The organism is Sphingopyxis sp., assembly GCF_016704835.1.
Lineage (GTDB): Bacteria > Pseudomonadota > Alphaproteobacteria > Sphingomonadales > Sphingomonadaceae > Sphingopyxis.
Window position 1 is genome coordinate 1,275,311 of sequence record NZ_JADIZJ010000001.1, and the last position, 13,982, is coordinate 1,289,292.

Genomic DNA, 13,982 nt, shown 5'->3' on the forward strand with positions numbered 1-13,982 from the left:
CACCACGAAATTCATTGGGTTGGGTTGACCCCCCGCGTGCCCGCCCCCTAGGCATGAACCATGCCGCATGACACCACCCTGATCGGTACCATCGTGGCCGGGCTTGGCGTCGCGTTCCTGATGGGCGCGCTGGCGCACCGGCTGCGGATTTCGCCGATTGCGGGCTATTTGCTCGCCGGAGTGCTCGTCGGGCCGTTTACGCCGGGGTTCGTCGCCGACACCGGGTTGGCGATGCAGCTGGCCGAGATCGGCGTCATCCTGCTGATGTTCGGGGTCGGGCTGCATTTTTCGCTGAAAGACTTGCTGTCGGTGCGCAAGATCGCAGTGCCGGGGGCGATTGCGCAAATTGCGGTGGCGTGGGCGCTCGGGATCATGCTCGGGCTGTGGCTCGGCTGGTCTATCGAGGGCAGCGCGGTGTTCGGGCTGGCGCTGTCGGTGGCGAGCACGGTTGTCCTACTGCGTGCCTTGCAGGCGCGCGACATGGTCGAGACCGAAAAGGGGCGGATCGCGGTCGGCTGGCTGATCGTCGAGGATCTGGTCATGGTGCTGGCGCTTGTCCTGCTGCCGGCGATGTTCGGCGATCGCGGCGATGAGGGAAGCAGCGCCGGACTGCTCCAATCGGCGGCAATCGTCCTGCTCAAGGTCGTCGGATTCGTCGCCTTCATGTTCGTGGTTGCGCGCCGCATCCTACCGTGGGTGCTGCATTGGGCCGCGCACACCGGGTCGCGCGAGCTGTTCCGACTTGCAGTGCTGGCGATCGCGTTGGGGGTGGCGTTCGGCGCGGCGGTGATTTTCGACGTGTCGTTCGCGCTCGGGGCGTTTTTCGCGGGCATGATTCTCGGCGAAACGCAGCTTAGCCGCCGCGCCGCCGAAGAAACGCTGCCGCTGCGCGATGCCTTTGCGGTACTGTTTTTCGTGTCGGTCGGCATGTTGTTTGACCCCAATGTGCTCGTCGAGCAACCGGGACCGGTGCTGGCGACGGTGGCGATCATCGTCATCGGCAAATCGCTCGCCGCCTTTGCGCTGGTCCGCGCGTTCGGTCACACGTCACAAACCGCGCTGACGGTGTCGGTCAGCCTGGCGCAGATCGGCGAATTTTCGTTCATCCTCGCGGGGCTGGGAGTTGGCTTGGGGGTGCTGCCCGAGACGGGACGCGATCTGATCTTGGCGGGTGCCTTGCTGTCGATCCTGGTCAACCCGATCCTGTTCACGCTGGCGGTGCGGCGCATCCGCGCCGACGCGGCGCCCGAACCGGTCGATACGGCGAGCGAGGAAGCCGCCGCGCTGTGCAACGCCGGCGTGGTGCTGATCGGCTTTGGCCGGGTGGGCAGCCATATCGGCACGCTGATCTGCGGGCGCGGCGAGGGGCTGACGGTGATCGAGGACCAGAAGGATATGGCGGCAGCCGCGCGAGCGACCGGCGCAACGGTGATCGTCGGCGACGCGACCAAGGAAAGCATTTTGCGGCAAGCGGGACTCGACACCGCATCGACCCTGCTGATCGCGATCCCCGAGGGCGTCGAGGCAGGAGCAATCGTGCGGCGGGCGCGTGCGATCAATCCGAAGCTGGTGATCGTGGCGCGCGCGCATTCGGACGAAGAGGTCGCAGATCTGGTGCGCCGCGGCGCCGACCATGTCGTGATGGCCGAACGCGAAACCGCGGCACGGATGGCGGAACGGGCGATGTTGACTTTGGTATAACCCCGGAAAAGGGTAGGAATGGATGAGACGGGGCTTCCCCCACTCCCGCAACTTGCCTATCGCCGCCTCACAATGTCCGCCGACGCGCTGCTCCCCCTCCTGAAATCCACCTTCGGCTTCGACCATTTCCGTGGCCGTCAAAGTGATGTTGTCGACCGCGTGATGGCGTGCCAGCGGACGCTGGCGGTGATGCCGACCGGGGCGGGCAAGTCGTTGACGTACCAGCTGCCCGCGGTCGCACTCGATGGCTGCGCCGTCGTCGTGTCGCCGCTGATCGCGCTGATGCACGACCAACTACGCGGGGCGCGCGCGGCCGGGATTCGCGCCGCCTCATTGACCAGCGTCGACGCCGATGGCGCCGAAACGCGGCAGCGCTATCGCGACGGCGAACTCGACCTCCTCTATGTGGCGCCCGAACGCGCGACGGGCGAGGGGTTTCGCGCGCTGCTCGAGGCAAAGACCCCAGCATTGTTCGCAATCGACGAGGCGCATTGCGTCAGTGAATGGGGACATGACTTCCGGCCCGACTACCGACTGCTGCGCCCGTTGCTCGATGCGTTTCCGGCGGTGCCGCGGCTCGCGCTGACCGCGACCGCCGACGCGCATACACGCGACGATATTTTGGTCCAGCTGGGGATCCCGCCTGAGGGGCTGATCCTTGCGGGCTTCGACCGGCCGAATATTCGTTACGCGATCCGGCCGCGGGTGACACCCGCACGCCAGCTGGTCGAATTCATCGCCGCCAATCCGGGGCCGGGGATCGTCTATTGCCCGACGCGCAGCGGCACCGAACGGCTGGCGGAGCAATTGGCGAAGGCGATGGGGCGGCCGGTCGCCGCCTATCACGCCGGGCTTGATCCCGAGGTGCGGGCGCGCGTCCAGCATGATTTTGTCGCGTCGGAGGACGGCATCGTCACTGCGACGGTCGCCTTCGGGATGGGGATCGACAAGCCCGACGTGCGCTTTGTCGCGCACGCCGCGCTGCCCAAATCGATCGAAAGCTACTATCAGGAAACCGGCCGCGCCGGCCGCGACGGCGACCCCGCTGAGGCGATGATGCTGTGGGGCGCCGACGATTTCGCCAAAGCAAGAATGAGGCTCAGCGAGCTGCCCGAGGCGCGCGTGCCGGGCGAGCGGGTGCGGTTGAACGCGCTCGCGGCGCTGGTCGAAACGGTCGAGTGCCGCCGCGCGCAGTTGCTGCGCCATTTCGGCGAAAATCCCCCGCCGCGCTGCGGTAATTGCGACAATTGCCTCGACCCCGCGGCGCAGGTCGACGCGACGGTGCTCGCGCAAAAGCTGCTGTCTGCGGTTTATCGCACCGGACAAAGCTATGGCGCGGGGCATATCGAGGCGGTGCTGACCGGGCGCAGCGACGAGCGGATCGTCGGCCGGGGCCATGACAAATTGTCGGTGTTCGGGATCGTCGCGGGCGACGAGGCGCGGCTGATCAAGTCGCTGGTGCGCACGCTGGTGGCGCGCGAGGCGCTCGAGACGACCGAGCATGGAGGGCTGATGCTCGGCCCGAGCGCGCGCGCGATGATGAAGGGCGTGGCACCGGTGCTGATTGCCGAGCCGCCGGTCAAGCGCACCAAACGCGAAGCGCGCGGCGGCGCTGGGGCGGGGGCTGCCAACCCGATCGGCGATCCGCTGTTCGACGCGCTCCGCGCGACGCGGCGCGAGCTCGCCGCCGAAGCCAATGTGCCGCCCTATGTGATCTTTCACGACGCGGTGCTGCGCGCGATGGCAACCGAAAAGCCCGCGACGGCGGACGCGATGGGGACGATCCCGGGGGTCGGAGCCAAAAAGCTCGAGGCGTGGGGCGATGCGTTTCTGGCGGTAATCCGCCACTTCTGACCCGATCAGCCGCCGCGCGGCTGGTCGATTTCGCAAATGACTAGTCTAATTCGGAACGCGGCGCGAAGAGCGCCGCCATCGTCGCCACTTCGCCTTTCATCGGGCCGCATCGCTTGTGTGGTTCCGATCGATGAAAGGATTACGACCATGAGCTCTCCCTTCGTTCGCGCGCTCGTCGCCGCATGGCTTGCCGCGTTTCCGATGACCGCGCAGGCGTCCGACGCCCCCGCAACCGTCCGCGTCGACATCCGCGCACTCGACCTCGGCGCGCCCGCCGACGTGAAGACAGCGCATCTCCGGCTCGCGCGCGCCGCGAAGGTGGCATGCCGCAACGATGTCGAGCATCTGACCATCCAGGCGCGCCGCGCGGCGCGCGAATGCCGCGACACGATGCGCGGGCTGGCGCTGAAAAAGCTGCGCTCCCGCCAGCTGCAGCAGCTCGCCGAGCAATGAGCCATGCCGCCCGAAGCCGGGCGTGTCGCCGACGGTGGCGTCCCGGCATTGCTTGCAGTAGCAGGGCGCGATGACGGCGCTGTTGATCCTCGATCCAATGATTCGTGGCGGCGCCATTGCGCTGTTCCTGCTGTGGATCGCGATCCTGGCGCGCGACTATCATGATGTGCTGGCCGCGCGCGTCGCCATCGCTATGAACCTGGCGATCATCGCTTATCTGCTCGTGCCTATCTTCCGGCCCGAGGGTCCGGCGCGGTTTCCCTATGCGATCTGCGATGCGCTTTCGGTGATGGTGCCGGCTTTTTTCTGGCTTTTCGTGCGGCTGTGGTTTGACGACCAGCAGCGGATTGGCTGGCGTAGCTGGCTGATCGTTGCTGTTTTCGCGATATTGCCGCTGATCCAGATTTCGTTGATCGGTGCGTTGGACTGGTTCAGTCTGGAAATCTGGGTGCTGGTGCGCATCGGCATGTTCGCCTTTGCGGTGGCAGGCATGTGGATCGCGTGGCGCGGGCGCGCCCACGACCTGATCGAAGCGCGGCGGGGCTTTCGCGCGGCGCTCGTCGGCGCGATCGGCGGCTTCATCCTGCTCGCAACCTTTATCGAGATGTTTCACAACCGGGACATGAACCCTGACCCTGGGCGATTTTTGACGTTGGTCGCTATCGTGATCGCCACCTTTGTCGTGTCGGTCGGCCTTTATCGCTTTCGCTTGGCCGAGCTGTTCGCGGCGCCGGGCATGGCGCCAAAACGTGTCAAACCGTCCGCCGCGCCGTCGTTACTCGCGCAACGATTGCACGCGGTGATGGCCGACGAGCGGGCGTACCGCGCCGAAGGTTTTTCGATCGCGATGCTCGCGGCGAGGCTGGGTGAACCTGAATATCGGGTGCGGCGCGCGATCAATGGCGAAATGGGCTTTCGCAATTTCACCGCCTTTCTGAACGGCTTTCGTCTCGACGAAATACGTGCGGCGCTCGCCGACCCGGCGCAGCGCGAGGTCCCGATCCTGACCATCGCGCTCGATGCGGGTTTCGGTTCGCTCGGGCCGTTCAACCGCGCCTTTCGCGATGCCGAGGGGATGACCCCGACCGATTATCGAGCGCGGGCAGGAGCGGCGCGGCTGGGCGATTCCGAAATCGGCTAGCCGATTTCTACCATTGCGGAGCGGGAATGCGGCGGGTGTGTTCCACCGGGGCATCCGCCACCGACAGGATTGTTTGATGTTCGACGCCATTCCACCGCTCCACATCTTGCTGACCAAGGGACCGTTCGTCTTTGCCTTCGATTTCGGGCGCTACCTGGTCGCGGCGGCCGCCGTCGCGGTGATCGTGTGGGGGCTGCGACGCACCACGCTGAGGACGCGCAAGATTCAGACGCGCGAGGCGACGATGGCCGACCAGCGCCGCGAATTCGCCCAGTCGGTCCAGACGGTGGGGGTCTATACTTTGGTGTCGGCGTTCATCATCTGGGGCATCGACATCGGGGTGCTGCACCGGTTCGAGGGCAGCTATGGCTGGGCGGGCGATCTGGCGCTGCTCGCGGCGATCATCGTCGCGCATGATGCCTATTTCTATTGGGTCCACCGCGCGATGCATCATCCGCGCCTGTTCAAGACCTTTCACCGCGCGCATCATCGCTCGATCACCCCGACGCCCTGGGCGGCGTACAGCTTTGCCATCCCCGAAGCCTTTGTGATGATCGCCTTCGTGCCGATCTGGCTGGCCCTTGTCGCGACCCCGGGATGGGTGATGCTGACGTGGATCCTGTTCCAGATCGTCCGCAACGCGATGGGGCATGCGGGGTTCGAGCTGCACCCGCGCTGGTGGCTGTCGACGCCGCTGACGCGCTGGATCAACACCACGACGCATCACGACCTGCACCACAGCGGCGGTTTCAACCGCAATTACGGACTCTATTTTACCTGGTGGGACCGATGGATGGGGACCGAGCATCCGCATTATGCGGAGCGCTTTCACGCGGTCGTCGCGCGCCCGGCGGGACAGGATCGCGACGCTGCGCCCGCGGCGGCGTAGCTTTCGCGCTTGTCAGTCAAACCGCGCGTCCTATACATCGCGGCGATGAGCGATTTTCGTACCCTGTCCGCCGACTATAGCGTCGCCCCACAGATATCCCTTGCGGATGTGGCCGAGGCGAAGGCCGCGGGCTTTGCGATGATCGTCAACAACCGACCCGATGGCGAGGAACCCGAAGCGCCGCAGGGCGACGACATCGCCGGGGCCGCGGCGGCCGAGGGCTTGGCCTATGCCGCGATCCCGGTGGGGCATGCGGGGTTCAGCCATCCGCAGCTCGACGCGCTCGACGCGGTGCTGGCGGGGGCGGCGGGGCCGGTGCTGGCCTATTGCCGCTCGGGGACGCGCTCGACCCATTTGTGGGCGTTGAACCGCGCGCGCGCGGGTGACGATGTCGACGCGATTTGCGAGGCGGCGGGTCATGCGGGTTATGATCTGTCGGGGCTGCGTCCGATGCTCGATGCGCTGGCGGGCGAGCGGTGACCCTCGCCGAACTGGCCCAGCTTGGCGGATCGGTGGTCGCGGTGCTGTTCGTCGTGTGGCTGGTGGGCAAGATGGGACTGGGCGCCGATCCGCGGATCGACGACGATGCGCACGCGATCCGCCTCGCCGAAGAGGCCGAGGCGGGCTTTCGCGGGATTGAGGTGGCGCGCGACCGCGCGGGCTTCGCGGCGATCGTCCGCAACGCCGAGGGACGCCAACTGCTGGTGCGCGCGCACGGCAATCATTTCGCGGCGCGGCCGATCGATAGCCATGTGATGGGGCGGCTCGACAAGGATTTCCTGACCCTCACGATGCCCGAAAAGACGTTCGGCGCCGTGACGCTGCATCTGGGCAAGGACGCCGGGATGTGGGCGTCGCGAATGCGGGAGATCGGGCGTGCCTGAACTTCCCGATCCGGTCACCTATGCGGTGCCCGCCTTCATCCTGCTGCTGATCGCCGAGATGATCATCTCGCTGCGCGCCGACAAAAGCCGGTACGAGGCGCGCGACACGCTGACCTCGTTGATGCTCGGCACTGGCAGCCAAGTCGCGGGCGCGCTGGTCGGCGCGGGGGTGATCGCGGCGTCGGTGTGGGTCTATCAGTTCCGGCTGTTCGACATCGGCATCGAATTCGCCAGCTGGTGGTGGGCGTGGGTGCTCTGCTTCTTCCTCGATGATCTGGCCTATTACGCCTTCCACCGTAGCGCCCACCGGGTGCGCTGGTTCTGGGCGAGCCATGTCATCCACCATTCGAGCCAGCATTATAATCTCTCGACCGCGCTGCGGCAGACGTGGACGGGCTTTTTCAGCCTGACTTTCCTGTTCCGCCTGCCCTTGTTTCTGATCGGCTTTCCGCCCGCGATGGTATTTTTCTGTGCGGGACTGAACCTGATCTATCAGTTCTGGATCCATACCGAGGCGATCAGGCGGTTGCCCCATTGGTTCGAGGCGGTGATGAACACCCCGTCGCACCACCGAGTCCACCACGGCGTCAACCCGCGCTATCTGGACGCCAATTATGCCGGGGTTTTCATCATCTGGGACAAGATGTTTGGCAGTTTCGTTTCCGAGCGCGACGACGAGCCGGTGCGCTATGGCATTGTCAAGCAGCTGGGAAGTTTCAACATATTGTGGGCGGCGGTCCATGAATGGGTCGGGATCGCGAAGGATGTGTGGGCTGCCCCGTGGAAGCATAAGCTGAGCTATATCTGGCGCGAGCCCGGTTGGAGCCACGATGGCAGCCGCGCGACGAGCGCGATGATCAAGGACCGCTGGGCAGCGGGGCGAACGAGCGAAGACGCGGCGGAGTGAGCCTGCGGTCGGCGCTAAGCCGCTTTGCGCGTTGGAAATATTGGGACGTCGTTGCTCTCGTCGCGGGCAGTATTCCCCCGGCCCTTCTTCTGGTCGCTTATTATGGCGGCAAGGAATTGAGCGGGCTGTCGGGTCCGTTCTTTCTCTCTGCCGTGCCACTTTACTTGCTGAGCGCCACTCTTGCGTGGCGGCGCGGAGACGGACGGCTGATTGCCGGGGGCTGCGTGATGCTGATGTTCGCAGTCGTCTTGATGCTGCCCGCTATTCTGGCGTCGGCGTTTCTTCTGGCCGTCTGCTTCACCGGAGACTGTATCTGACGCGCATAGCCCTTGCGTCGCCGTCTAATGACATTCATGTAAGTCCCGATTGACCACCGAACCGGTGGCGAGGGGAGCGGTACATGGATCAGTTCGACATCATTGTCATCGGCGGCGGCAGCGCGGGGAGCGCGGCGGCAGGACGGCTTGCCGAGGATGGGACGCGGACCGTGTGTCTGGTCGAGGCGGGCGGGACCAACGACATGGTGCGGGTCAAGACGCCGGGCCTGATGCCCTTCATCCCCCAATCGTCGAACTATCGATATGAGACGCTCCCTCAGCCAGGATTGAACGGCCGCACCGGATATCAGCCGCGCGGGCGCGGCCTGGGCGGATCGAGCGCGATCAATGCGATGGTCTACATCCGCGGCCACCGGTTCGATTACGAACAGTGGGAAGCGCTCGGTGCGACGGGGTGGAGCTATGCCGATGTGCTGCCGTACTTCAAACGCAGCGAAGGCAATGAGCGTGGCGGCGACGAATTTCATGGCGGCGACGGGCCGCTCAACGTCACCGACCAGCGCTGGCCCAATGTGACGAGCAAGCGCTTCATCGAGAGCGCGGCTGCGCTGCAATTGCCGCGGACGGGCGATTTCAATGGACCGAACAACGAAGGGTTCGGGCTTTATCAGGTGACGCAGAAGGGCGGCGAACGCTGGTCGGCGGCGCGCGCTTATGTCGAGCCGCTACGCGGGCGGGCGAACCTTGACATCCGCACTGGCGCGCTGGTCGAGAAGATATTGGTCGAGGACGGGCGCGCGACCGGCGTCGTGATCCGCCGCGGGTCGAAACGCGAGGCGCTGCGTGCGCGCGGTGGAGTGGTGCTGTCGGCGGGTGCCTTCGGCAGCCCGCAAATCCTGATGCTGTCGGGTATCGGGCCGGGCGCGCATCTGACGGATATGGGGTTGGACGTGGTGGCCGATCGCGCCGGAGTGGGCGACAATCTGCAGGACCATATCGACTATGTGTCGAGCTGGGAGACGCGCTCGACCGATCCGTTCGGCGACAGCCTTGGCGGCACCTGGCGGATGGTGAAGGCGATCTTCGAACATCGCACCCGGCGCAGCGGGATCATGACCACCTGTTTTGCCGAGGCTGGAGGCTTCTGGAAATCGCGCCCCGACCTGCCCGCGCCCGACATCCAATATCATTTCGTGCCCGCGATGCTCGAGGATCATGGGCGGGCCAAGGTCAAGGGGCACGGTTTTTCGTGCCACGCGTGCGTGCTGCGCCCGGAAAGCCGGGGGACGGTACGGCTGGCGTCCGCCGATGCCGCGGCGGCCCCCGCGATCGATCCGGGCTTCCTGACCGACGATCGCGACCTGGCGACACTGCGGGCCGGGGTGCGGATGATGCACCGCATCGCGGCGGCGCCACCGCTCTCGGACTATGCCGGGGCCGACCGGCATCCGGTGGATCTGGCCGACGACCGCGCGCTCGACACGCTGATCCGCAGCCGCGCCGACACCGTCTATCACCCCGTCGGCACGTGCCGGATGGGGAGCGATGCCGATGCTGTGGTCGATCCGACGCTGAAACTGAACGGGATCGCGGGGCTGTGGGTCGCGGACGCGAGCGTTATGCCGCGGCTGGTGTCGGGCAACACCAACGCGCCGAGCATCATGATCGGCGAGCGCGCGGCGGATTTTGTGAAGGCGGCTTTGGTATAGAATTGCCGCGCCTTCGGGAGGGCTTAAGTGAAGCACGCCGCTGCCAGCAATCGCCCATTTTGGGTCAGATCATAGCGGCTCGTCGGTGGCCGCATATCGATCACCTCGCGCCGCACCAATCCACGCTCACCCAGCGCTGACAGCCCCTGCGACAAGGCGCGCGGGGTGGCGGGTGCAAGCAGTCGCGAAAGCGCGTTGAATCGGTCGTGGCCGGCACTGATCCCGGCGACCAGCGCCAGGCTCCAGCGTGTTGTGGCCCCCGGCCGCAGGCCGATCGCGGCTTGTGCCTCGGCAATCATTGCGGCGCGCGCGGCGGCAACCATTCCCGCTTCGGTCAGTATATATTCGGGGCGCAGCGGGTGGCCATGGCCGGGGTTGCGCCGCACCCACCCAAGCGTCGCTGCCGCGTCGAGGGTACGGGTCAGGCTGTCGCGCGGCAGCCCCAGCCGATGAACCAGTTCGACGAAGCGCGCGCCGCGATGCGCCGCCAGATCGGCGAGCAGCGGCACCAGCCAGCGGTGGCTGCCGAGCTGGACAAGCAAAGGGTCGGCTGTGGTTGACCGCATTTACAACTAACTATACAAACCGGACCTTAGAGACAAGCGATATGGGACGGGCGATTCTGCGCGCGGCCGGTCGCTTTGCAGGCAAGGGAGAAATGGCATGGCGCTTCGGATCGGATCCGAACTCACCTGTTCGATGGGGGTCAAGGATATCACCGCGTCGATCGCCTGGTACGAACGGGTGATGCTGTGCAAGTTGCTCTACCGTGCCGACGAGATCGGCTGGTGCGAGCTCGCGACTCCGATGGCAGGGGTCAATATCGGGCTCAGTCAGGTCGAGACGGTGGCGCAGGGCGGCGGTGCAACCAATGTGTTCGAGGTCGCCGACATCGATGCGGCCAAGGCGCATCTCGATGCCGAGGGGGTGCGGCAGGATGGCGACATCCAGCATATCCCGGGGCTCGTCAAGCTCATCACCTTCTACGATCCCGACGGCAATGCCTTCATGTTTTCGCGGTCGGAGGCGGCGGCATGACGGTGCGGTGGGGCGCCGCGGCGCTGCGGCCCCCGCTGCGGCTCAGAACCCGGCGCCGTCGCTCGCTCCTGGCATGGGACGTGGACTGGCGCGGGGACCGCGTTCGGCAAAACGGCAACCGCGACGCTGGTGATCAAGGCGGCGCCCGATGGCAGCGCGACGGCGCTCGTCTATCGATTGGGGGCGCCGGGTACGCCGCCGATAGACTATGCGGCCGAGGCGATTTACCGCGTCGATGCCAACGGCGGGGTGCGCGGCAGCTGGAGCGACAACACGGGGCGCACGCGGCCGATCGGCGGGCGTATTGCGGCGTCGGAATGGCACAATCATTGGGGCACTGCCGATGTTGAAATCGGGCGCTCGACCTATGTGCTCAGGGCGCCCGATCGACTGATCGTCACCGATTCGGTGCTAAATGATGACGGCAGCTGGCGCGTCTTTGCGACGCTGCGCTTTCAGCGAACACCCTGAAATCAGGCACCTTCTGCGGCGGCCTGTTATGCGCGCAAAAAAAGAGGGCCGGGACTTGCGTCCCGGCCCAGCCTTTCAGGCTCTCCCCTCCTGAAACTGTTGACGCAATGAATGCCATATTAATGTCATGTTGGGAAGGCCTAAATTTGCGGCAAGCCTGCCTAATTATTGTGCAGTGCAGCGTGCAGCAAAACGTGGCCGGTCCGTCGCCGAACCGGCCCGTTTTTGGCTCGTAATGACGATCAGAACGTCTGGCGCGCGGTGATGCCAAAGGTGCGCGGCTGCCCGACCGTGTAACCGAGGCGCGCCCGCCCGCCGCGTTCGCGATCGAACGACAGCAGCGCATTTTCGTCGAACAGATTGTTGACGTAAGCGATCAGGGACAGACCATTGTCGAAATCGACCCCGGCGCTGAGATTGACCAGCTGATAGTCCGGCAATTGCAGGTCGACCGTCGTCGAAGAACTCGCCGGCGCGCCGCCGAAGGGCAGACCGTGGACGAAGGTCCGTGGGTTGTTTTCCTGATCGGCCGGCTGGGTGAAGCGGGTGCCGACATGCTGGAACGATGCGGCGACATACATGTTCGCGGCATCGCCGACCGGCCATTCATAGCTGCCCGACGCCGACAGCTGAAATTTCGGCACCGACGGCAGCCGGTTGCCGTCACGGATCCCCGTCGCGGTGGCGAGCACCCCGGGTAGGGTGGTGTCGAATTCAGCCTCGATCAGGCTGCCCGACAGGTTGAAATCAAGCCCGTCGGCGGGCGATAGCCCGAGTTCGAATTCGACCCCCATCGAATGTGCCTTGTCGACGTTGAAGACGATGCGCGACGAACAGCTGCCGGCATCGAGCGTGACCTGGAGATTCCTGATGTCGTTGTAGAAACCCGCGGCGTTGAAGGTGAAGCCGCGGCCCTGCGACTTGATCCCCAGCTCGTAATTCCACAGCGATTCGTCGTCATAATCCTGGAAACCGCCGAACAGCGCCGCGTCGGCGGGGGTGCAGAGCGGCAGGTTGAGGGGATCGTTGACACCACCGAGGCGGAAGCCCTTCGATGCCTGCGCATTGACCGTCACCGCATCGCTGAGTTCGTAGGACAGCAGGAAGCGCGGGGTGAAACCGCTCGACTTGGTGCTGTCGGTACGATTGTCGCCGTTGGCGAACAGCCCGCCCGATCTGAAGCTGCGCGTTTCCTTGAAGTCGTAATAACGCCCGCCCGCGGTCGCGGTGAACGCATCGCTGAGGTCATAGCTGACCTCGCCGAACAGCGCGAACTGCTTGATATCATATGGCAGGAAGGCGTTGTAGGGCGAATTGGCGGCAAAGCCGTTGGCCACCGCCGCCGAGGTTCCGGCGCCGAGCGTCGCATCGGTGAACGCGTCGTAACCGGGGGTCGGCAGCGTCTGGCTATAGACGCGATCAACCTTGGAATAGAAGGCGCCGAGCACCCACTGGAACGGGCTGTCATTGTCCGATGCGATGCGCAGTTCCTGCGACCAGGTTTCCAAGTCGGTGGTGTCGATCAGGTTCGACGGCAACAGCACCCCGGCGGTCGGGAAGCCAAGATCGACCGACACCGATCCGGTCAGCGCGCTGGCGTCGCGGCTGACCAAAATGTCGCGGTTGATATAGCTGGTGACCGACGTCAGCTTGGCGCCGCCAAGCCCGACATTGAGATTGAGGTCGGCGATCAGCGTTTCGTCTTCGAAGCCTTCGCGCAGCAGCAGATATTGCTCACGCTCGTCATAGGTGACCTGCGGCCGCGTCGTCGTGAAGCGGTTGCCATAGAGATTGTAGATATCCTGGCGGTTGAAGCCGTCGGCGGTGATCTTTTGATAGACCACGCGCGGGGTGATCGATAAATTATCGCTGGGCTCGAACGTCAGCGCGAGGCGGCCGCCATAGCGTTCGCCGCTGTTGACGTCATCGCCGCCCGCCGGGCCGACCGCGTTGATGAAGCCGCCGTAGCGGGTGTAATAGCCGACCGCGCGGATCGCTGCCGTGTCGCCCATCGGGATGTTGACTGCGCCCTTCAGATGGCCGCCGATGTCGTCGCCGTTGACAAGGTTGAGGTTCGCCTCGACGCTGCCTTCGGTCACCCCGATCTTCGGTTGGTTGGTGATGTAGCGGATGGTGCCGCCGACCGACCCCGAACCGAACAGGGTGCCCTGCGGCCCGCGCAGTGTTTCGACACGGTTGAGGTCGTAGAGGTCGATGTCGGGAGTGAATAGCGACAGCGAGATGACGCTTTCGTCGAGATAGACCCCGACCTGTTCCTTGACGCCGGGCTGGTCGCGCACAACTTGTCCCGCGGAAACGCCGCGTACCGACACCTGGCTTTGGCCCGGTCCGAGGTTCTGGACCGACAGGCCCGCGACGTTGCGCGACAGATCCTCGAGCGTTACGGCGCCCGATTTCTGGATATCCTCGGCCGTCTGGGCGTTGATCGAAAAGGGAATATCCTGAAGATTGGCGTCGCGCTTGGTCGCGGTGACGATGATGATGTTGCTGTCGTCTTCAGCGGCGCCGGCGTCTTGGGCCGCGGCGGGATTGCTGACGGCGATCGCGAGCAGCGACAGACCGGCCAGCATCGTGGAACGTGCGAGCATAATATCCTCCCTGTGAAGCGCGGAGCCATTCTGCCCCGTCGCGCCGTG

At 65.2% G+C, this 13,982-nt stretch carries 14 protein-coding genes; 12 read left to right on the top strand and 2 right to left on the bottom strand.

What is annotated here, in order from left to right; translation table 11 throughout:
* Window positions 1-60 precede the first annotated feature (60 nt).
* From ybaL to IPF76_RS06355, 10 genes are all read left to right on the top strand, one after another.
* The gene (gene ybaL / locus IPF76_RS06310; RefSeq protein ID WP_293841073.1) at window positions 61-1,701 is read left to right on the top strand and encodes a YbaL family putative K(+) efflux transporter; all 1,641 of its coding nucleotides are present in this window, start codon (window positions 61-63) and stop codon (window positions 1,699-1,701) included.
* Between the two features lie 72 nt (window positions 1,702-1,773).
* Window positions 1,774-3,555, top strand: a complete 1,782-nt coding sequence (recQ, locus tag IPF76_RS06315; protein ID WP_293841976.1) for a DNA helicase RecQ — start codon at window positions 1,774-1,776, stop codon at window positions 3,553-3,555.
* A gap of 147 nt (window positions 3,556-3,702) precedes the next feature.
* Window positions 3,703-4,008 carry a UrcA family protein gene (locus tag IPF76_RS06320; RefSeq protein WP_293841075.1) on the top strand — a complete coding sequence of 102 codons (306 nt, stop codon included), beginning with the start codon at window positions 3,703-3,705 and terminating at the stop codon, window positions 4,006-4,008.
* Between the two features lie 70 nt (window positions 4,009-4,078).
* Window positions 4,079-5,149, top strand: a complete 1,071-nt coding sequence (locus IPF76_RS06325) for a helix-turn-helix domain-containing protein (RefSeq protein ID WP_293841078.1) — start codon at window positions 4,079-4,081, stop codon at window positions 5,147-5,149.
* 76 nt (window positions 5,150-5,225) lie between these two features.
* A complete protein-coding gene (locus IPF76_RS06330) occupies window positions 5,226-6,038 on the top strand; it encodes a sterol desaturase family protein (RefSeq protein ID WP_293841081.1) in 813 nt (270 codons plus the stop codon).
* 45 nt (window positions 6,039-6,083) lie between these two features.
* Entirely contained in the window at window positions 6,084-6,518 is a 435-nt protein-coding gene (locus tag IPF76_RS06335) for a TIGR01244 family sulfur transferase (RefSeq protein WP_293841084.1), read from the top strand.
* Complete coding sequence (locus IPF76_RS06340) at window positions 6,515-6,922, top strand: hypothetical protein (RefSeq protein ID WP_293841086.1); 408 nt, start codon at window positions 6,515-6,517, stop codon at window positions 6,920-6,922. Before IPF76_RS06335 ends, IPF76_RS06340 begins: the two co-directional genes overlap by 4 nt.
* Window positions 6,915-7,829, top strand: a complete 915-nt coding sequence (locus IPF76_RS06345; RefSeq protein WP_293841089.1) for a sterol desaturase family protein — start codon at window positions 6,915-6,917, stop codon at window positions 7,827-7,829. Before IPF76_RS06340 ends, IPF76_RS06345 begins: the two co-directional genes overlap by 8 nt.
* Complete coding sequence (locus IPF76_RS06350) at window positions 7,826-8,146, top strand: hypothetical protein (protein ID WP_293841091.1); 321 nt, start codon at window positions 7,826-7,828, stop codon at window positions 8,144-8,146. Before IPF76_RS06345 ends, IPF76_RS06350 begins: the two co-directional genes overlap by 4 nt.
* A gap of 83 nt (window positions 8,147-8,229) precedes the next feature.
* The gene (locus IPF76_RS06355; protein WP_293841094.1) at window positions 8,230-9,816 is read left to right on the top strand and encodes a GMC family oxidoreductase N-terminal domain-containing protein; all 1,587 of its coding nucleotides are present in this window, start codon (window positions 8,230-8,232) and stop codon (window positions 9,814-9,816) included.
* Window positions 9,817-9,839: 23 nt separating this feature from the next.
* Here the strand turns inward: IPF76_RS06355 and IPF76_RS06360 are convergent, their stop codons facing one another.
* Window positions 9,840-10,382 (bottom strand): winged helix-turn-helix transcriptional regulator, encoded by a 543-nt coding sequence (locus tag IPF76_RS06360; protein WP_293841097.1) that lies wholly within the window; start codon window positions 10,380-10,382, stop codon window positions 9,840-9,842.
* Window positions 10,383-10,479: 97 nt separating this feature from the next.
* Here IPF76_RS06360 and IPF76_RS06365 point away from each other — a divergent pair, with 97 nt between their 5' ends.
* Both IPF76_RS06365 and IPF76_RS06370 read left to right on the top strand, forming a co-directional pair.
* Entirely contained in the window at window positions 10,480-10,854 is a 375-nt protein-coding gene (locus IPF76_RS06365; RefSeq protein WP_293841100.1) for a VOC family protein, read from the top strand.
* 129 nt (window positions 10,855-10,983) lie between these two features.
* A complete protein-coding gene (locus IPF76_RS06370; protein WP_293841103.1) occupies window positions 10,984-11,325 on the top strand; it encodes a hypothetical protein in 342 nt (113 codons plus the stop codon).
* Window positions 11,326-11,567: 242 nt separating this feature from the next.
* Here IPF76_RS06370 and IPF76_RS06375 read toward each other — a convergent pair whose 3' ends face one another.
* The gene (locus IPF76_RS06375; protein ID WP_293841106.1) at window positions 11,568-13,934 is read right to left on the bottom strand and encodes a TonB-dependent receptor; all 2,367 of its coding nucleotides are present in this window, start codon (window positions 13,932-13,934) and stop codon (window positions 11,568-11,570) included.
* Window positions 13,935-13,982 lie beyond the last annotated feature (48 nt).

Bases quoted from the DNA above. Each gene is read 5' to 3' on its own strand.
- ybaL (WP_293841073.1), top strand. From the start codon at position 61: ATGCCGCATGACACCACCCTGATCGGTACCATCGTGGCCGGGCTTGGC.
- recQ (WP_293841976.1), top strand. From the start codon at position 1,774: ATGTCCGCCGACGCGCTGCTCCCCCTCCTGAAATCCACCTTCGGCTTC.
- IPF76_RS06320 (WP_293841075.1), top strand. From the start codon at position 3,703: ATGAGCTCTCCCTTCGTTCGCGCGCTCGTCGCCGCATGGCTTGCCGCG.
- IPF76_RS06325 (WP_293841078.1), top strand. From the start codon at position 4,079: ATGACGGCGCTGTTGATCCTCGATCCAATGATTCGTGGCGGCGCCATT.
- IPF76_RS06330 (WP_293841081.1), top strand. From the start codon at position 5,226: ATGTTCGACGCCATTCCACCGCTCCACATCTTGCTGACCAAGGGACCG.
- IPF76_RS06335 (WP_293841084.1), top strand. From the start codon at position 6,084: ATGAGCGATTTTCGTACCCTGTCCGCCGACTATAGCGTCGCCCCACAG.
- IPF76_RS06355 (WP_293841094.1), top strand. From the start codon at position 8,230: ATGGATCAGTTCGACATCATTGTCATCGGCGGCGGCAGCGCGGGGAGC.
- IPF76_RS06360 (WP_293841097.1), bottom strand. From the start codon at position 10,382: ATGCGGTCAACCACAGCCGACCCTTTGCTTGTCCAGCTCGGCAGCCAC.
- IPF76_RS06365 (WP_293841100.1), top strand. From the start codon at position 10,480: ATGGCGCTTCGGATCGGATCCGAACTCACCTGTTCGATGGGGGTCAAG.
- IPF76_RS06375 (WP_293841106.1), bottom strand. From the start codon at position 13,934: ATGCTCGCACGTTCCACGATGCTGGCCGGTCTGTCGCTGCTCGCGATC.